This is a genomic window from Faecalispora jeddahensis (assembly GCF_000577335.1).
Lineage (GTDB): Bacteria > Bacillota > Clostridia > Oscillospirales > Acutalibacteraceae > Faecalispora > Faecalispora jeddahensis.
In genome coordinates this window covers 1-20,048 of the sequence record NZ_CBYL010000019.1, presented here as the reverse complement: position 1 = coordinate 20,048, position 20,048 = coordinate 1, and the positions used below count along the sequence as shown (strand labels likewise).

12 protein-coding genes and 1 pseudogene are annotated in these 20,048 nt (G+C 53.2%); 11 read left to right on the top strand and 2 right to left on the bottom strand.

What is annotated here, in order from left to right; genetic code table 11:
- Positions 1-382: 382 nt before the first annotated feature.
- From asnS to TY09_RS08775, 5 genes and pseudogenes are all read left to right on the top strand, one after another.
- Entirely contained in the window at positions 383-1,777 is a 1,395-nt protein-coding gene (asnS, locus tag TY09_RS08795; RefSeq protein WP_042433245.1) for an asparagine--tRNA ligase, read from the top strand.
- Between the two features lie 268 nt (positions 1,778-2,045).
- Complete coding sequence (locus tag TY09_RS08790) at positions 2,046-3,320, top strand: aminotransferase class I/II-fold pyridoxal phosphate-dependent enzyme (protein ID WP_042433242.1); 1,275 nt, start codon at positions 2,046-2,048, stop codon at positions 3,318-3,320.
- Positions 3,321-4,077: 757 nt separating this feature from the next.
- Complete coding sequence (gene secD, locus TY09_RS08785; protein ID WP_042433239.1) at positions 4,078-5,487, top strand: protein translocase subunit SecD; 1,410 nt, start codon at positions 4,078-4,080, stop codon at positions 5,485-5,487.
- A pseudogene (gene secF / locus TY09_RS08780) lies at positions 5,484-6,344 on the top strand (protein translocase subunit SecF); the annotation flags it as partial. The gene secD and the pseudogene secF, both read left to right, overlap by 4 nt.
- Before the next feature lie 558 nt (positions 6,345-6,902).
- Positions 6,903-7,823 carry a TraX family protein gene (locus TY09_RS08775; RefSeq protein ID WP_042433233.1) on the top strand — a complete coding sequence of 307 codons (921 nt, stop codon included), beginning with the start codon at positions 6,903-6,905 and terminating at the stop codon, positions 7,821-7,823.
- A 67-nt stretch (positions 7,824-7,890) separates the two neighbouring features.
- Here TY09_RS08775 and TY09_RS08770 read toward each other — a convergent pair whose 3' ends face one another.
- Positions 7,891-9,078: a glycosyltransferase gene (locus tag TY09_RS08770; protein WP_042433230.1), complete on the bottom strand. Its 1,188-nt coding sequence runs from the start codon at positions 9,076-9,078 to the stop codon at positions 7,891-7,893.
- A 910-nt stretch (positions 9,079-9,988) separates the two neighbouring features.
- Between TY09_RS08770 and hprK the strand changes: the two genes are divergently transcribed.
- The 6 genes from hprK (at position 9,989) to pfkA (ending at position 18,612) form a co-directional block, all read left to right on the top strand.
- Entirely contained in the window at positions 9,989-10,978 is a 990-nt protein-coding gene (gene hprK, locus TY09_RS08765; RefSeq protein WP_042433227.1) for an HPr(Ser) kinase/phosphatase, read from the top strand.
- A 56-nt stretch (positions 10,979-11,034) separates the two neighbouring features.
- The gene (gene murB, locus TY09_RS08760; protein ID WP_042433224.1) at positions 11,035-11,946 is read left to right on the top strand and encodes a UDP-N-acetylmuramate dehydrogenase; all 912 of its coding nucleotides are present in this window, start codon (positions 11,035-11,037) and stop codon (positions 11,944-11,946) included.
- 29 nt (positions 11,947-11,975) lie between these two features.
- Positions 11,976-12,833 (top strand): RNase adapter RapZ, encoded by an 858-nt coding sequence (gene rapZ / locus TY09_RS08755; RefSeq protein WP_009062264.1) that lies wholly within the window; start codon positions 11,976-11,978, stop codon positions 12,831-12,833.
- A 10-nt stretch (positions 12,834-12,843) separates the two neighbouring features.
- Positions 12,844-13,749 carry a DNA-binding protein WhiA gene (gene whiA, locus TY09_RS08750; RefSeq protein ID WP_042433220.1) on the top strand — a complete coding sequence of 302 codons (906 nt, stop codon included), beginning with the start codon at positions 12,844-12,846 and terminating at the stop codon, positions 13,747-13,749.
- Positions 13,750-14,012: 263 nt separating this feature from the next.
- The gene (locus TY09_RS08745) at positions 14,013-17,519 is read left to right on the top strand and encodes a DNA polymerase III subunit alpha (protein ID WP_042433217.1); all 3,507 of its coding nucleotides are present in this window, start codon (positions 14,013-14,015) and stop codon (positions 17,517-17,519) included.
- 121 nt (positions 17,520-17,640) lie between these two features.
- On the top strand, positions 17,641-18,612 hold the full coding sequence (gene pfkA, locus TY09_RS08740) for a 6-phosphofructokinase (protein ID WP_009062245.1): 972 nt from the start codon (positions 17,641-17,643) through the stop codon (positions 18,610-18,612).
- A 137-nt stretch (positions 18,613-18,749) separates the two neighbouring features.
- On the opposite strand, the gene TY09_RS08735 is transcribed toward pfkA, so the two are convergent.
- Positions 18,750-19,979 carry an NRAMP family divalent metal transporter gene (locus TY09_RS08735; protein WP_042433214.1) on the bottom strand — a complete coding sequence of 410 codons (1,230 nt, stop codon included), beginning with the start codon at positions 19,977-19,979 and terminating at the stop codon, positions 18,750-18,752.
- Positions 19,980-20,048 lie beyond the last annotated feature (69 nt).

The following is a 20,048-nucleotide window of genomic DNA, read 5'->3' as shown; positions in this document are numbered from 1 at the left end:
GCTGAGAGAGCATTGAAACATGGTGGCGTAGATCAGGCAACATCTTTTATAGATGAAGTGTAAAATGTTCTGGTTATCATGTTATAATAACCTCACGGTACAGACCAAGGCAAAGCTTTGGATGCCTGAGAGAGCGCATTGAAACAGGGTAACACGGCCCAGAAAACAGCTTGATACGGTCGGGGCGGACTTTGTGTTTGCCATCATGTTATAATAACCGCAGCGGCTTCTAATATCCCAATTGATAAATATACCACAACGACGTGCTGCGCCTGTGGTATCATCATCCTAACGCCCGCCGTGAGTCGAAGCGGAGCTTCAGGAAAATTCTATTGGTCGCGGAGCGGACCGCGGCAGAAAATAATCAGGAGGTATGGATGGTATGGAACGAATCGAAATTGCGAAAATTCTCACCAGCCCTCAGGAATATGCAGAAAAAACAATCACTGTTTGCGGCTGGGTCAAAAGCATCCGGGATTCCAAAGCGCTTGGGTTTATTGATTTGAACGACGGCAGCAGCTTTGCGGGGCTTCAGGTTGTGTTTGAAGCGCAGAACGTTGAAAACTTTGCGGAGATCGCAAAGCAGAATGTGGGTGCGGCGCTTTGTGTGACCGGTACGCTGGTGCCAACGCCGGAGGCAAAACAGCCCTGCGAGCTGCACGCGGAACAGATTGCGGTGGAAGCGGCCTCCGCGCCCGAATATCCTCTGCAAAAGAAACGCCATTCTGTGGAATTCCTGCGCACCATCGCGCATCTGCGCCCGCGTACCAATCTGTTCAGCGCCGTGTTTCGTGTGCGCTCTGCGGCGGCCTTTGCCATTCACCGTTTCTTTCAGGAGCGCAGCTTCGTTTACGCCAATACGCCGCTGATCACCGCCAGCGATTGCGAGGGGGCAGGGGAGATGTTCCACGTCACCACGCTCGACCCGGTCAACCCGCCCCTGTGTGAGGACGGCTCTGTGGATTACAGCAAGGATTTCTTCCAGCGCCACACCTCGCTGACCGTATCCGGTCAGCTGGAGGGGGAGTGCATGGCACTGGCGTTCGGTAAAATATATACCTTTGGGCCCACCTTCCGCGCAGAAAAATCATACACGGCGCGCCATGCGGCGGAGTTCTGGATGGTTGAGCCGGAAATCGCGTTTGCCGATCTTTCGGACGATATGCGTCTGGCTGAGGACATGCTCCGCTATGTGATCCGTTCCGTGATGGATTCCTGCCCGCAGGAGCTGGACTTTTTCAACCGCTTTATCGATACCGGCCTTTTGGAACGCCTGCGCCATGTGGCGGAATCGGACTTTGCCCATGTAACGTACACGCAGGCGGTGGAACTGCTCGAGCGCGAGAACAGCCGGTTTGAATACCCCGTTTCGTGGGGCTGCGATCTGCAGACCGAGCATGAGCGGTATCTGACTGAGCAGGTGTTCGGCAAGCCGCTCTTTGTGACGGATTACCCGAAGGAGATCAAAGCGTTCTACATGCGTCTGAACGACGACGACAAAACCGTGGCCGCCATGGATCTGCTCGTGCCCGGCATCGGCGAGATCATCGGCGGCAGCCAGAGAGAGGAACGGCTGGAGCTCTTGCAGCGCCGCATGCGCGAAACAGGCCTTTCCGAAGAGGAGTACTGGTGGTATCTCGATCTGCGCCGCTACGGCGGAGCCAAACACGCGGGCTTTGGCTTGGGCTTTGAGCGCCTGGTGATGTATTTGACCGGCGTTTCCAATATCAGGGATGTCCTTCCCTTCCCGCGCACAACCGGTTCCGCGGAGTTTTAATAAGAATCTGTCCTGTTAAAAAACGAAAAACAGTTGTGTCTCCCGCCAAATTCGGGAGACACAACTGTTTTTTTTGAAGACCAATCAAATGACTATTTGAAATAAAAATCCCCGAAAAAAGCAATTTGCTCTACTTTTTTGTGAAAAACTTGCCAAATATAACAAAAATGCAGGAACGATAAATTTAACTTGCGTTTTTGATCTGAATATATTAGAATGGTAATGCTTTCAATATCATTTATGCAGGTTTGGAAAAGGAGATGCTCAAATGGAATATGGTTTATTGTCCAGACAGGAACTGGAACAGGAAAAGCAAAAGGTTCAGCAACAGTATGATGCTTTCAAGGCACAGGGTCTGAAGCTGAATATGGCCAGAGGGAAGCCCTCTCCCGAACAGCTGAATCTTTCTATGGATATGCTCAATATGCTGACGTCGGACTCCAATATGATCGCTTCCACCGGGGACGATCTGCGCAATTACGGTATGCCTGAGGGCGTGCCCGAGCTGCGCGCGATTCTGGCGCAGATGATGCAGGTGCGCCCCGAGAATGTCATCATCGGCGGCAACTCCAGCCTCAATATGATGTTCGACTTCATTTCCTGCGGTATGACGCACGGCTTTTCCGGCTGCAAGCCCTGGGGCAAGCAGGAAAAAATCAAGTTTTTGTGCCCTTCCCCCGGGTATGACCGCCACTTTGCCATCACGGAATATTTTGGCTTTGAGCTGATTCTGGTTCCGATGATCGACGGCAGCCCCGATATGGATATAATCGAGCGTCTGGTTGCCGAGGACGATACCATTAAAGGCATGTGGTGCGTGCCGAAGTATTCGAACCCGCTTGGAACCACCTATTCCGACGACGTGGTTCGCCGCATTGCAGCGCTGAGGCCTGCCGCGCCGGACTTCCGCGTGATGTGGGATAACGCGTACTGCGTCCACGACCTGACCGATACCCCCGACGTGCTGCTTGACTTGTATGCGGAATGCGAAAAGACCGGGAACACCGAGCTGCCGGTATTTTTCTGCTCCACCTCTAAAATTACATTCCCGGGTGCGGGTATTGCTGCAATGGCAGCGGGAGAAAAAACATATCAGGATTTCAGAAAGCATCTTTCGTTCCAAACCATCGGACCCGACAAGCTCAACCAGATGCGCCACCTGCTGTATCTGCGCGATCTGGACGGCATTTTGGCGCATATGAAGCTTCACAGAGAGAGTATCGCCCCCAAGTTCAAGGTGGTGCTCGACACTCTCAGCAGCGAGTTGGGTGATAAGAACATCGCTTCCTGGACGAATCCGAACGGCGGCTATTTTGTAAGCGTCGATGTGATGGAAGGCTGCGCAAAGCGCGTTGTTCAGCTGTGTAAGGAAGCCGGTGTGGTTCTTACCGGTGCGGGCGCGGCATTCCCCTACGGCAAAGACCCCAAAGATACCAACATCCGTGTCGCCCCCACGTATCCGTCTCTGGAAGAGATGAAAAAGGCCATCGCGGTGTTCTGTGTCAGCGCTCGTCTGGCTGCTTTGGAAAAGCTGCTTGGCTAAGCTTCCCGGCAGATTTTCATATATTGAACCGAATAAAACGAGGTCATAGTCTATTTAAGACTATGACCTCGTTTTTTCGTTGCCGCTATTGGGTGACAATTGTGTTTCTATGCTGCCACAGGGGATCAATTCGCTGTGTTATGCGCGATCTTCCTGTTCCTGGTCAATCATAAAATTCCATAGGAAGGGCAATTTGCTGCAGAGCGTTCAACCAGTTATCCAGAAACTTAAGCGTAGCAGTCTCACCGTTATGGTATCGCTTATGTTGGCCCCAAGGTTTATCAACTGAGAAATCAATTCCCGAAAGACATCCTTTCTATCAATACCATTTCAATCTTCCAATACATCAAAATATTCCAAATCAAATTCTATGGCAAACGGCCGTTCTCTATTTTCTGTTTCATTTCACCTACAGACAAAGAACGGTCAAATTTTCGTATGAATGCAATGTAAGACAGGATGTGGTGATCCGGTGCTATTTTGCATTGAATCAAATCCATAAATGAATTCCCACCGTTCTGATTTCCGTCTTTTCGCTCAGAAAATGATCTTCAAATCATATTACAAAAGAGAGCGGGATACAAGTATAAGGATATTGCTGATTTTTTTCAGAATGATTTGTCGAAAGCGGGCAAACCAAGGCTTTTCCATTGACTTTTTGCGGGTATAATCTTATAATAAGCTTTGTTATGTACGCGGCTGCGGTTCCACCTGGAACGCAGCCGCGGAAACCTTAATGCTATTGGAGGATATTTGCATGAAGCGAGTAGGAAAACCGGTGTTTTTCGTCGTCGCCCTCCTGATCCTGCTTTTTACCTACACCGCCATTTTTGGGGTATATGCGCAAAACGGGGACAATCGCACTACATATGTAAAAGGTGCGGGCGACATTCGATGGGGCATCGACATCCGCGGAGGGGTAGAGGCGACCTTTACACCCGATACCGGAAAGGGAGCGACCGAGGATCAGCTCAATGCGGCAAAGTCGACGATTGAACTGCGTTTGGTCAACAATAATATCACGGATTATGAGATCTATACCGACGATCACAATGACCGTATTATTGTTCGTTTCCCCTGGAAAAGCGGCGAACAGAACTTTGACCCTGAAACAGCCATTCAAGAGCTGAGCGCGACCGCGCTGCTCACCTTCCGTGAAGGGGCTGATTACGCAACCACCGAGACCGGCTCCGACGGTCAGCCGGTGTACAAGACCCCTACAGGTACGACAAAGGATACGATTATCCTGCAGGGCGACGATGTTGTGTCGGCTCAGCCGCAGGTTTATCAGAATCCCGATTCCGGCAAAACCGAGTATCTGGTTGCGCTGGAATTCAGCAAAGAGGGATCTACTAAATTTGCTGAGGCAACAGAGCGTTTGGTCGGACAAACCATCTCGGTCTGGATGGACGACGTGATGATTTCCGCCCCGAACGTCAAAGAGGCGATTACAGACGGTAAATGCACCATCGAGGGCAACTTCACAGCCGCGGAGGCTTCGTCTCTGGCCGCGAAGATCAGCGCCGGTGCTCTGCCGTTCAAGCTGACGACCACCAACTTCCAGACGATCAGCCCGTCCCTCGGCAGCAGCTCGCTGGATGCCATGCGCTGGGCCGGTGTGATCGCATTTGCACTGGTGTGTCTGTTCATGCTGTTCATGTTCCGCCTGCCAGGCCTGATCGCCGTAATCGCGTTGATGGGACAAGTTGCCCTGTCGTTTGCGGCCGTTTCGGGATATTTCCCCTTCCTCAATAGCTTTACGATGACGCTGCCCGGCATCGCCGGTATCATCCTTTCCATTGGCATGGGCGTGGATGCGAATATCATCACCGCCACCAGAATCAAAGAAGAGCTGTGGGCCGGCAAAACGCTGGACGGAGCAATCCAAAAGGGTAACGCCAACAGCTTCTGGGCGATTTTCGATGGTAACATCACCGTTATTATCGTTGCCGTGATTCTGATGCTGGTATTCGGACCCACCAATCTGTTCTCTGCTTTGTTCGGTTCCTCCACCACAGGGGCTATCTATTCCTTTGGATATACCCTGCTGATCGGAACGATCGGCAACTTTATCATGGGCGTTACCGCAACCCGTCTGATGACCAAATCCATTTCCGGGTTCCGATTCGCACGCAGCAAGTGGCTGTATGGAGGTGCCGATAAATGAAAACTTTTCACATTCGTTTTTACGAGAACCGCAAAATTTATTTTGCGATTTCACTGGGCCTGATGGCAATCGGCCTGATCTTCAACATTATTTTCGGCACTCAGCTCGATATTCAGTTCACCGGCGGTGCGCTGATCAAGTATTCCTATACCGGCGCCATCGATCAGGAAAAGGTGCAGGATATCGTTCAGGCTACGACAAGCAAGCCTGTTACCGTTAACATCAACGAGGACGTCAAGTCCGCGGACGACGGGAAATCGCTCAATAATGTATCGATTTCCTTCTCCGGCACAGAATCCCTGACCGTTGAGCACCAGCAGGCGGTGGCCGCCGCGCTGGAAAAGGAATACCCAAGTGCAAACTTTGCTGTGGTGGAATCCAGCTCCGTCAACCCGGTGATGGGCCGCGATTTCTTCCTCAAGTGCCTGTTGTCCGTATTGGTTGCGGCCTTGCTGCTGATCGTCTACATTGCGTTCCGCTTTAAGAAGATCGGCGGTGCTTCGGCGGGTACCATGGCGATTATCGCCCTGCTGCACGACGTGGCGATGGTATACTTTACGTTTGTCATTTTCCGCATGCCGATCAATGATAACTTCATTGCGGTTGTGCTGACGATTCTCGGTTATTCGCTGAACGATACGATCATCATTTACGACCGTATCCGTGAAAACCGCAAGCTGATGGGCCCAAAGGCCGACTATGGCACTTTGGTCGACACCAGTATCAACCAGACCCTGACCCGTTCTCTGTACACAGCGGGCTGCACCTTTGCCGCAATCGCGGTGGTATATATCGTCAGCGTGATGTACAACCTGGATTCCGTGCAGACCTTTGCTCTGCCGATGATGGTAGGTATCATTACCGGCTGCTATTCCTCAGTTTGCGTTGCCGGTCCGCTGTATGTCATGTGGCAGAAGCACAAGCAGCAGAAGAAACAGCAGGCGGTTGCTTCTTCCCGCTGAGTTTAGGTTGTCTGGCAGAGAAAAACGAATAAGAATCATTGAGCCACCCCAAGTGTTACATTGCTTGGGGTGCTTTTTGTTGAAGAGACGACTGAAAATATTTTGGCTTTTTGGAAGAATCTGTAACAAAACATCGTTATTAATCGTTATATAAATATGGCCGTTCTATCCAAGTTCACAATCGTTCTTTTTCGATTCTTACGGTAAAGGCGAAAAGCTTAAGTTCCGGCCACAGTACATAATGCAGTTTTAACACCCGGAAATTCTGAGCGGTTTTTCACAGTTACCAGAACGTCATTAGAATCAAAAGCTATTTAGAGTTTAAGTCAAATATTTTAAGGTACATTGATGTGATTGGTACAATCAAGTCATTACTGAATTGTTTTTTAAAACTGCACACTTATGATTTCGTGAGTGTGTAGTTTTTATTTTTAGGAACAAGGAGAAAAAAGAATGTCTGTCACAGCGCTGAAAATTCTCGCACTTATTTTTATGGTGATTGACCATATCGGGCAGTTTCTTCCCAACATGCCGATTTGGCTCCACTGGATCGGCAGACTCTCGTTTCCCATTTTCATTTTTTGCTCCACACAGGGCTTTTCTCATACGAGAAGCAAGAAAAAGTACATCATTCGGCTTTATCTTGCGGGTGTGTTCATGGAGCTTGCAAAGCGTGTGGTCTTTTATTCCTTCCATGCAATTCCTGGGTTTTCCAGTCCTGCGGGAGTCATTGGTAATAATATTTTCCGGCCTCTATTTTGCCTGAGCATTCTCTATTTTCTAATAGATCGTTTTCGCCAAAAGGATGGAAGCTTTCAAAAATATTTACTTCGGTATGGTGTCTGGCAGATTGGAGCTTATTTGCTCTTGATTTTGCTGCCAATGGTAGTTCCGATTACTACCGGCTTTACCATCTTGATAGAGTTTCTGCCCACTTTGCTCGGCAGCATTTTCTATTTAGAGGGCGGTTGGGTGTATTTGCTGTTGGGGGTGATACTCTACTGGGTAAAGGATGACAGAAAGCGTTTGGCCCGTGCCTATACTGCTTTTTGCGTTGTGCTCTTTTTGTTGCTTTTTACCCAGTTTGTACCGCATTGCCTTGCTCAGCTGATCGAAATATTCCGTCTTCCGGATTTATATTCCTTTTTCTATGAGCTCTGCCTGAAGGCTGTAGGAATTCCTCCGGCCTACACACCTGACCCGACCGCAATTCTTTTCAAGTATTATTCGTGGATGATGCTTGGGGCGCTTCCGTTTTTAGTAAGCTACAATGGACAAAGGGGAAAAGGATGGAAATACTTTTTCTATGTTTTCTATCCCTTGCACATTTTTGTGCTGTACTATATTGGCGGGATTCTTGGCGGCGCAGGATGATGGTAAAACTTTCAGCATAAAAAGAGCATCGCCGCAACATTTGCGGCGATGCTCTTTTGGGGAAAAGTCATTCCAGCTTTTCCGCTGTTTTATAGTGGTGCTTTTGCGTCAGCGCGTAAAAGCTCAAAAAGCTTTTGGCCTGTTCCTCAAGAGTCAGATTCCCCATTGTGCGGGCCACCAGCTTTTTCATAGCCGCTTCTTTTTCCGGGGAAAGAGATGCAAAATTGTGCAGGATTTTTTCAATATCGGTTTCCGGATCATATGCAAAGCCGTTGACTCCGTCCACCAGCAGCTCCGAACAGGCGCTGTTTTTCGGCAGAATCACCGGCAGCCCGCTGACAATGGCTTCGAGCGGAGCAGCCTTCATGGCGTCGGATTCAGATGCGCTGAAAAATGCGCTGCAAACCTGGTAGCAAAGCGGAATCTGTTCGCGCGGAACCTCTCCGGCGAACGTGACGCGGGTGGAAATTCCCAGCAGATTGGCTTTGTTCTTCAGCTCGTCAAGCTGCGGGCCTGTGCCAACGATTGCCAGATGCAGCTTGTTTTGGCCCTTGCATAAGGCAGCCCAGTGATCAAGCAGGGCATCCACTCCATTATCTTTTCCCAGCGTTCCAACAAACAGGACCCCTGTTTTTCCGGTGATTCCAAGACGGCGGCGGATCGCTTCCGTCTTTTCGCCTTCCGGCGCTTTTTCGCGCAGCTGCTCCGTGTCTACACAAAGGGGAGAAACGGTCAGCTGGCGGTGTTTGCACAGCGGACGGATTTTGCGCAGGATTTTTTGCGAGGGGCTTGTCACCAGATCCGAAAAGGCCAGCGCCTTGCGGTAGGTGCTCTGGCACAACCGTTTGCCCAGCAGGCGGCGTACTCCTCTGCCATAAAAGCCCTCGCTGATGTCGTGAGTGCTCTGCACGGTGGTGATCAGCGGCAGATCGTGCGAAAGGGCATATTTCAGCCCAAGCCCGCCCACGGAACAGAATGTAAACAGGTGGATCACATCCGGATCAAAATCATCGATGAACTCTTTTAACCGGTTCAGCTTTGTCCGCTGACCAGTTTGTCCATAAATTGTATCGGAGGGCTTGGCCGGGCCGAACAGGGTATGCTGCTCCAGATAGCATTCTTCCGATTCCACGTCTGTACTGACCACCAGTACCTCATGCCCCAGGCGGATGAGAGATTGGGCAAGCAGCAGAATCTGTGTTTCTACCGCGGAGGTTTGGGGCAGATATGTTTCTGTAAAAATGGCGATTTTCATAATTCCTCCCGTTTCGGTCAGCCGGGCCGTCCGGCAAATCCGATGGCTCTGACCGATCCGCAAATCATCAAGAATGGATTCGTTTTATCGCAGATAAAGCGGCAGGATTGCAGTGGTTGTAACCATACCGCGGGGACATTCCTTAAAAAGGAAAAAAGCATACAATCGCTTCCCAAAAACAGATATGGGAGTTTCATTCGATTGTGCCTTTCAAAAGTATTATAGTATAGCAAAATGGATTTGTCTTGCTGAAAAATTTTTTTCTTTCAATTTTTATGAAAATTTTCGGTGCGCGTGCAGGTTTAGCGTGTTGTCTCTCTTGAAGCAAGCTGTGCATGCAGATTCCCCATGCGGGATAAGTACAGGGAAGTTCGACTCTCTCAAAACTCCATCGAAAGCTTTGCTTTCACCTACGTCGTGAGGTTATTATATCATCCATAACCAAACAAGCCCATGAAAATTCTATCTCAAAACTCGAAATGATCAAGCAGATGATTCGATGGTCTCTCAGATGTCGAAAGCTTTGCTTTCAACTACGCCGTGAGGTTATTATATCATCCATAACCAAAACAAGCCCACGAAAACCTATTTCAACACTCGGAATCACTAAGCCGATGATTCAATGTTCTCCCAGGCGTCAAAAGCTTTGCTTTCGTTTACGCCGTGAGGTTATTATAACATAAAATTTCCATGTTCAGTCATTTCTTTTGCCAGTTTGGGCAAATTGAGTTTCAGGTGTTCCATCATTGAATTCTACCCGTTTTTAAGCTATAATAACATTAATGATAATTGACGAAATAGGAGCGCAGCAAAAGCAATTTTGGTTTACGGCAGGATTCCCGACGTTTGAAACGGGCAGAGGGCAGTATGGTCCTTCGTTCAGACGGCAAAAAATATAGGAGTGATAATGATGAGCGGCTATGAGAACCACGGCGCACAGACAACATATACGGTTCCGCTTTCCAAGGTAATTAAAGAGCTTTCCCTTCGTCCTGTTTATATGCCGGTTGACCCGGAAAAGCTGTTGATTTCTTCCCGTGAGGTGAATCGTCCGGGTTTGGAGCTTAACGGCTTTCTGGATTACTTTGATTCTCACCGTATTCTGATCATGGGCAATACGGAAACAGCCTTTTTAAGCAGCTTTTCGCCGGAGGAACGGCAGGTTTCTCTCAATAAGCTGCTGTCGAAAAAATCGCCGGCGGTGATTGTGGCGCGCGACATTGAGCCGATGCCCGAGCTGCTGGAAGCGGCTCAGATTTACGGCGTGTCGGTATTCAGTTCATCCGAACCCACCAGCGACCTGATGGCCGCGCTTGTATCGTATGTCAACGTCGAGCTGGCCCCGCGCATCACGCGTCACGGCGTTCTAGTAGAGGTATACGGCGAAGGCATCTTCTTGGTGGGCGACAGCGGCGTCGGAAAAAGCGAAACGGCCATTGAGCTGATTAAACGCGGTCACCGCCTGATTGCCGACGACGCGGTGGAAATCCGCCGGGTATCGGCAAAATCCCTGGTCGGTACCTCGCCGGAAAATATCCGTCATTTTATTGAGCTGCGCGGCATAGGCATTATCAATGCCCGGCGCATTTTCGGTATGGGTGCCGTCAAGGTGACCGAGAAAATCGATATGGTCATCAGTCTGGAACAATGGGACAGCTCTAAGAATTACGACCGCATGGGTCTTGAGAATGATTATACAGAGATTCTGGGGATTCGGGTGCCGATTCTGACGATTCCGGTGAAGCCGGGGCGTAACCTCGCGGTGATTATCGAGGTGGCCGCCATGAACAACCGTCAGAAAAAGATGGGCTACAATGCCGCACAGGAGCTGCTGAGCAGCCTTGGTCTGGATTCTAAAATGCTGGAGCCGACCGAAAAAAAGCTGGATTTTGATTTGTGATGCCGGAGCGGATGGCTCCGGTATTTCCTGTGGGCAAAAATAACTAGGAGGCATCTATGGATCAGATCGAACAATTGGGTGCAATGGCACAGCAGCTTGGCTGCGCCTATTCTTTTCACGAGCCGATGAGCCGGCACACCACGTTTCGCATCGGCGGCCCGGCGGATCTGTTTGTTTCTGCCGGCAGCCGTGAGTGTCTCAGTCAAATGGCGCGGCGCGCCAATGAGCTGGAGGTACCGTATCTGGTGATTGGGAACGGCTCCAACATGCTGGTCAGCGATGCGGGAATCCGCGGAATGGTAATCGCTTTGACCGGGGAATTCAACGAGATCACGCTGCCGCAGCCGCAGCGGGTGCGGTGCGGCGCTGGCGCACCGCTTTCAGCGTTGTGTACCTTTGCGCTGGAGCATTCGCTTTCGGGTGCGGAATTCCTGTGGGGGATTCCCGGCACGGCGGGCGGCGCCGCGTTTATGAATGCCGGAGCGTACGGCGGCGAAATGAAGGATGTTTTATTTTCCTGCGAGCATATGACGCACGAAGGCGAATTCGGAGTGCTGACCGGGGCGGAGCTGGAGCTTTCTTACCGGCACAGCGCGTACAGTTATAATCAGTCCGCGATTCTGTTTTTGAATTTGCAGCTTTGTGCTGGGGATCAGGAAGAGATCCGTACAAAGATGAACGACCTGATCGGCCGCAGGCGTTCCAAGCAGCCGCTGGAAATGCCCAGTGCGGGCAGCGTGTTCAAACGCCCGCCGGATCATTTTGCCGGTACTTTGATCGAGCAGTGCGGCCTCAAGGGCCAGAGTGTTGGCGGTGCGGCCGTCAGCAGCAAGCACGCGGGTTTTATTGTGAATCAGGGTGACGCCACTTGTGAGGATGTACTGCGGCTGATTTCCGTAATTCAATCGACCGTTTTCAAACAAACAGGTGTAGAGTTGGAGTGTGAGATACGTAAAATCGGGCAGTGACTGGGGCGTAAAGCGAGGGGGAATTTCAAATGGAATTTATTATTGTAACCGGGCTTTCCGGCGCGGGAAAGTCCAGGGCCGTCAACGCGCTGGAGGATATCGGATTTTACTGCGTGGATAATATTCCACCGAAGCTGATTCCCACCTTTTATGACCTCTGCAGTCAGGCCAAGGAAGGGTTTCAGCGCGTCGCCGCCGTGACGGATATTCGCGGAGGTACGCTGTTCGACAGCCTTTCTGAAACACTGGCGCTGATGCGCGAAGAGGGGAAGAAATATAAGATTCTGTTTCTCGATGCCGGCGATTCCGTTCTGATCAACCGCTTTAAGGAAACGCGGCGCAAGCACCCGCTGGCCGAGGAATACCTGGGCTCGCTGGAACAGGCCGTGCAGATGGAACGCCAGATTTTGAAAACGGTGCGGGAGTGTTCCGATTACATTATCGACACGTCGTTTTTGTCCCCGGCCCAGCTCAAGGAGCGGATTTCAAGCCTGTTTCTGGGCGATGCCTCAGCGGCGCTGATGATACACTGCGTTTCCTTCGGCTTTAAATATGGTCTCCCGCCGGAAGCAGACCTCGTTTTTGATGTGCGGTGCCTGCCGAATCCATTTTATGTGGAGGAATTAAAGCGCCAGACGGGCCTGGACGAACCGGTGCGCGAGTACGTCATGAAATGGGACCAGACCAAGGGGTTTGTTACCCGGTTTCTCGACATGATCGATTACATGCTGCCGCTTTACTGCGACGAGGGCAAGAGTCAGCTGGTTATCGCGATCGGCTGCACCGGTGGCCGCCACCGTTCGGTGGCGCTCGCGCAGCTGCTGTATAACCACCTTCTCGAGAACGGGAAACGGGCCAGCGTTAACCACAGGGACATTCATAAATAGGAGAAGCGCCATGTCATTTTCGTATGATGCAAAATCGGAAATGTGTAAAATCGAGCCGGAACAGGCCTGCTGTGAAAAAGCGGAATGCTACGGCCTTTTGCTGTGCGCAAAGAGCTTTTCTCCGATTTCGGTTTCTCTCGTGACGGAGCATCCCATGGTGGCGCGCCGGGCCGCACAGCTTGCGGCGCAGATCACGGGCGCGATTGTGGAGGTGCGCACGGCGGTGTCGTACCGCCGCAGCAGTTATGCGCTGATCGTGCAGGAGGAAAGCCAGCGTAGGCAGGTGCTTTCCGCATTCGGCCACAGCGGGAAGGAAATCAGCCTGCGGGTCAATCTGGCCAATCTGGAGAACGAATGCTGCAAGGCGGCGTTTCTGCGGGGCGTATTTTTGTCCTGCGGCACCGTGACGGACCCGAATAAGGATTACCACCTGGAGCTGATCCTGCCTTATATGAACCTCGCAAAGGACGTTATAACGCTCCTGCGCGAGGGGATGGATTTTCATCCGGCGCTCGTCAACCGAAAGGGCGCGTTCGTGGTGTATATCAAGGGCGGCGACCGAATCGCCGACCTGCTGGCCTATCTTGGCGCGGGAGGCGCAGCTATGGAGCTGATGCAGGTGCGCATGCTCAAAGAGGTGCGCAACAACGTCAACCGCAAGACTAATTTTGAAACCGCCAATATCGACAAGACTGTCGGCGCATCTGTGCGCCAGGTGGAAGCGATCGAAAAAATCCGCGATACGGTCGGGTTTGAGGTTCTGCCGGAAGAGCTTCGGGAAACGGCGGAGCTTCGGCTGAAAAATCCCGAGCTTTCTCTGCGGGAGCTGGGGCAGCTGTTCCAAACGCCGGTCAGCCGCTCGGGGGTCAATCATCGGCTGCGCCGACTGATGGAGGAAGCCGAAAATCTGAAGTGATTCCCGACGGTCAAGGCTTTTTCGCTTTGACCGTCGGATTGTATGGAGGCTGAACCTCTAGTGCCGGGGTGGGCAGAGTGCTTTTTGCGCTTGCTTTTCAAACAGAAATTTTTTCTTTGCAGCTGTACCGCGGGGGACACCCGCTGAAAATTACCTTTTCCTATCAAAAAGAAATGACTCGTCCTGGCACGAAGGATAAAATAAAAGAAATTCTTCTGCGGTAAAACCGCACGAAAAGGTTTTTGAGAAAGGAGGACAGGCACATGGGATTTGTGCATTTGCATCTGCATACGGAATACAGCCTGCTGGACGGTGCCTGCCGTATCGGGCCGTTGATGGAGGCAGTCAAGGGCCAGGGGCAAACGGCGGTGGCCGTTACCGACCACGGTGTGATGTACGGCGCGGTGGATTTTTACCGTGCCGCAAAACAGAACGGGCTTCACCCGATCATCGGGTGCGAGGTGTATGTCGCGCGCCGCACCCGTTTCGATAAGGTGCATGGGCTCGATAACGAGCCGTATCATCTGGTGCTGCTCTGCGAGAACAATACAGGGTACCAGAATCTGATTCAGATCGTCTCCCAGTCCTGGACGGAGGGCTTCTACAGCAAGCCCCGGGTTGATCTGGAGCTGCTGGAGGCGCACAGCGAGGGGCTGATCGCGCTTTCGGCGTGTCTGGCCGGGCAGATTCCCCGCCAGCTGACAAACGATGATTACGCCGCCGCGCGGGAAACCGCTCTGCGGTACCGTGACATTTTCGGCGAGGGGAATTTTTATCTTGAGATGCAGGATCACGGCATCCGCGAGCAGAAAATCGTCAACGACGGCCTGCTGCGCCTGTCCAAAGAGACCGGCATCCCGCTGGTCGCGACAAACGACTGTCATTATATCCGGCAGCAGGACAGCCGGATGCACCTGATTCTGCTTTGCATTCAGACGAACCACACGATTCAGGACCCCGATAAAATGGAGTTCGCCACCGATCAGTTTTACCTGAAAAGCGAAGAGGAAATGCGCGCGCTGTTCCCGCAGGAGGCGTGTGATAACACGGTTGTCATCGCCGAGCGCTGTCAGGTGGAATTTGAATTCGGTCACACAAAACTGCCCTCGTTCCAAACGCCGAATGGGGAAGATAATGTGGAATTCTTCCGCAGCCTGTGTTTTGAGGGGCTGCACCGTCTGTACGGCGAGCAGCCGGACCCCGCCATTACCGAGCGGCTGGAATATGAGCTTCGCGTAATCGAGAGTATGGGGTATGTCAACTATTACCTGATCGTCTACGATTTTATCCGGTATGCGAAATCTGTCGGAATTCCCGTCGGCCCGGGCAGAGGCTCCGGCGCGGGGAGTCTTGCCGCGTACTGCGTCGGCATCACTGGAATCGACCCGATCCGCTACCAGCTGCTGTTCGAGCGGTTCCTCAATCCCGAGCGCGTCAGCATGCCCGATTTCGATATTGATTTCAGCGACGAGCGGCGCGGTGAAATGATCGATTATGTCGTACACAAATACGGCGCCGACCACGTGGCGCAGATCGTCACGTTTGGCACCATGGCGGCCAGAGGCTCCCTTCGCGATGTTGGCCGCGCGATGGCGATTCCCTATAATGTGGTGGATTCGGTGGCAAAGCTGGTGCCGATGGGGCTGAACGTCACGCTGGAAAAAGCACTTGCCTCTTCCTCCGAGCTGCGCACGCGCTACGATACCGATCCCCAGATTCACGAGCTGATCGATATGGCCCGCCAGGTGGAGGGAATGCCACGCAATGCGTCTACGCATGCGGCGGGTGTCGTGATCACCGATCACCCCGTCAGCGAATATGTTCCCCTCGCGAAAAACGGGGAGTCCATTGTCACACAGTATACCATGACGACGCTGGAAGAGCTCGGCCTTCTGAAAATGGACTTTCTGGGGCTGCGCAACCTTTCGGTGCTCAACGACGCGCAGGAAGCGATCCGCCGGGCCGACCCGGAATTTTCGGTCGCAAAGATCCCGTTTGACGACCCCAAGGTATTTGAAATGCTCACCGCCGGCTCAACGGACGGCGTGTTCCAGTTTGAATCGGGCGGCATGCGCAATGTAATCATGCAGCTGCGCCCGGAAAACATTGAAGATTTGATCGCGGTGATCTCGCTTTACCGTCCTGGGCCGATGGAATCCATCCCCCGGTATATCGAAAACCGGCATCATCCCGAGCGGGTCACCTACCGCCACCCGATGCTTTCCGATATTCTGAAGGTCACCTATGGCTGCATCGTGTATCAGGAGCAGGTGATGCAGATTTTCCGCACGCTGGCGGGGTACTCTTTTGGCCGCGCGGATATTGTGCGCCGCGCCATGTCGAAGAAAAAGGCCTCCGTGATGGAGAAGGAGCGTTCCATTTTCCTGTACGGCCTTATGGCGGAGGACGGCACGGTGGAGGTGGACGGCTGCGTCCGCCGCGGCGTGGATGAGGAGACCGCCAAGGCGATTTTCGGCGAGATGGAGAGCTTTGCCTCCTATGCGTTCAATAAATCCCACGCAGCGGCCTACGCCACCATTTCGTATCAGACCGCGTGGCTCAAGTGCCACTACCCGCGCGAATATATGGCGGCGCTGCTCACCAGCGTGCTGGATAACACGAACAAGATCGCCGCGTATATCGCCGAGTGCAGCCGGATGGGCATCCGCGTGCTGCCGCCGAATGTCAATCAGAGCCGCCGCGGTTTTACCGTCGCGGGCCGCGATATCCGCTTCGGTCTGCTGGCAGTCAAGAACCTGGGCGACGGCTTTTTGCGCAGCCTGATTCAGGAGCGGGATGCGAACGGGAATTTCGAGTCCTTTTACCAGTTCTGTAAGCGCATGTATGGCAAGGATCTGAACCGCCGCGCGCTCGAAAGTCTGGTCAAATGCGGGGCGCTGGATTCGCTTGACTATAACCGCAACCAGATGCTCTCCAGCATCCAGTCTGTGCTCGATACGCTCGATTCCGACAAACGCCGGAACGTGGACGGCCAGCTCGGCTTTTTCGATACGCCGCAGCTGCAGTCGGAAGAGCCGACCTTTTCCATCGATCCTATGCCGGATTTCTCCGACGCGGACAAGCTCGTGATGGAAAAGGAAGTGACCGGGATGTATCTTTCCGGTCATCCGATGGGAAAATACTTGCAGATGTATGAGCAGATCGGTGCAACGCCCACCGGCGAGCTGCTGGAGGAAGCCAACGAGCAGACGGGCCGCCACCAGGACGGCGAGACCCTTACGCTGTTGGGCGTCATTTCTTCGGTGAAGCTGAAGGTGACCAAAAACGGCAGCCGGATGGCGTTCATCCTGCTGGAGGATATGTATGGTTCGATCGAGCTTCTGGTGTTCCCGAATGTGCTGGAGCGGTATGGGGAGCTGGTGGCCGAGGGAAATGTCGTCGTGGTAAAGGGCCGCCTGAGCCTGACGGAGGAAAAGGATGCAAAGCTTGTGTGCGATACGCTTTCCCCGCCGCCGCAGGCGAATGGCGATGCCGCGCCGCGTGCGGGAGCGGATGAGCAGCCCGCCGCGAAACGCAGCTCCAGCCGCCCGGGCCTGTATTTAAAGCTGCCGTCGCAGGAGAGCTTCTGCCACCGGAAAGCGCTGCAGTATATCGCGGTATTCGACGGCGCGACGCCGCTGTACCTGTATTTTGAAGATACCAAAAAGCTGATGCAGGCGCCGATGCAGTATCGCGTCAGCGTCAACGAGGTTTTGCTCGGCGCGCTGCGCGAGCTGCTGGGAGAGGAAAACGTCGCTTTGGTGCGATGATGCAACTTTTATCCATATTATGGGTATTTTCCTCCATAGTGCCGCCCGCGTGAGAATGGTATAATAATGTTATCGTAAGAAAAAAACCACAGTATCATTTTGATTCGGGAGGGTCTGAAAGATGGGGAAGAAGCAGATCGCTGTACTCACAAGCGGCGGCGACGCACCCGGAATGAACGCGGCGGTGCGTTCCGTTGTTCGAACCGCGCTCACAAGCGGAATGGGTGTTTTGGGGGTACACAGGGGCTATAACGGCCTGCTGAACTGCGATGTGGAAGAAATGAACCTGCGCAGTGTTTCTGACATTATTCACAACGGCGGAACCGTGCTTTACACTGCCCGCAGCCCGGAGTTCAATTCGCCGGAGGGCGTGCAGAAGGCGGCGGAAAACTGCCGGAAGCTGGGCATTGAGGGTCTGATTGTCATCGGCGGCGACGGTTCATTCCGCGGCGCGCGCGACCTGACACAGGCCGGGATTCCCTGCATCGGCGTGCCGGGAACCATCGATAATGATATTGCGTGCAGCGAGTACACCATCGGTTACGACACCGCGATGAACACCGCGATGCAGATGGTAGACCGCCTGCGCGACACAACCGAATCCCACGACCGCTGCAGCGTGGTTGAGGTGATGGGCCGGCGCTGCGGAGACATTGCGCTGAATACCGGAATCGCGGTCGGCGCCATGGCGATTTTGGTGCCGGAACAGCCGTATGATTTTGAGCGCGATATTTACCAGCGGATGCAGTACACCCAGCGCATCGGCAAGCGCCACTTTATTATTGTGGTGGCGGAGGGTGCCGGGTGTCATGTGGAAGAGCTGGCGAAAGAGATTGAGAAGAATACGGGCATCGAAACCCGTGCGACGATTCTTGGCCATGTGCAGCGCGGCGGTTCGCCTTCCCTGCGCGACCGTGTTGTGGCCACGCAGATGGGTTATCATGCGGTGAAGCTGCTGGAAGACGGCGAGAGCAATCGTGTGGTAGCTATGCAGCACGGCCAGATTGTGGATTTCGACATCACCGAGGCGCTGGAAATGCTCCGAAGATTTGATACGGAGCTGTACCGGATCGCGATGAAGGTTTCTATCTGATCATAAAAACAAAAATACTGCTGTTCCAAAGGAACAGCAGTATTTTTTATGCCGTAGAAGCGTTGGGCCATCGCAAAGTTTTCGATGGCCTGCGTTTTCAAAGATCGGATGCAGCAAAGCAGAAATCTCTGCCTCGTTCAATAGAACATTGCCAGCGAAGAGGGCAGCGCGCGAAAGGCCGCATATGTAGTAATCGCCGTGATAACGATCCCCGTGACCGTCAGCACGCGGGAATGCCGGTATTCCTCCCCCACGATGCTCTTGTCGCGAATGCTCCACAGCGTGATGGCGAGTGTCAGCGGCAGTACAAAGCCGTTGATGACCCCGGCGATCACAAGCAGTGCGGTGGCCTTGCCGATCGTTGCGATCAGCACGGTGGCCAGCACGATGAATCCGGTAATGAACCATTTTTCGTTGCGCCCGACCACAGGATAAAGCGTTTTTAAAAAGGATACCGAGGTGTACGACGACCCGATGATCGTCGTGATGCCCGCGCAGAAGAGTGCGACGCCGAACAGCCGTGAGCCCAGCTCGCCGGCTCCCAGCAGAAACGCCTGGGCCGCAGGATTTTCCGCCGCTTCGATCGCGGAGGATGCTGCCTGACCGCCGGCGGCGCAGACGCCGAATACCACTAAAAAGATCAGAATGCGCGAAAGACCGGTGATCCCACAGGTAAGAAGGGTGCTTTTCTGGATCCCGCGCAGATTCTCCCGGCCGGAAATCCCGGCATCCAGAAAGCGGTGCGCACCGGTATAGGCAATATAGCCGCCGGTGGAGCCGCCCAGCAGCGTAATCAGCGGAACGAGCAGCGAAAGCGGCTGCTCGGGGGAAAGCAGGCCGTCAGCCACGCGATTCATGGGCGGGTGCGTCTGAAATGCCATGATCAGCAGGATGACCAGAACCATCACGCTTAGCACCTGAGAGGCCCGGTTAATGCCGTTCGATGCGTTTTTGATGAGAAACAGGGAAACGGCAAGGCCGCACGAAATCAGGTAGCCCGCCTGCAGCGGCAGCCCGCACACAGCGTTCAGGCCAAGGGCGGCGCCTCCCACGTTGCCGATGGCGAAGGTAAAGCCGCCAAAGGTGACCAGAATGGCGATCACGTTTCCAGAGCCGGGCAGCACCCGGTTGGCAAGCTCCTGCCCACGCAGGCCCGAAATGCCCAGAATGCTCCAGATGTTGAGCTTTGCAATAGTATCCATTACGATCATCGCGGCGACCACCGCCGCAAGGCTCTGGCCGTACTGCGCGGTAAACAGCGAGGTCTGCACCATAAAGCCCGGCCCGATAGACGACGCGCCGGTTAGAAAGGCCGCCCCGATCAGGGCCGCCCGTATTTTCTTTTGTTCGGGTTCCAGCTGGATCATTTCTTACTCCCTTTCGGTTCAGGTACTCGGGAAAGGTCCCGCTCTAGTATCGTACCGTTTTGCGGCGGG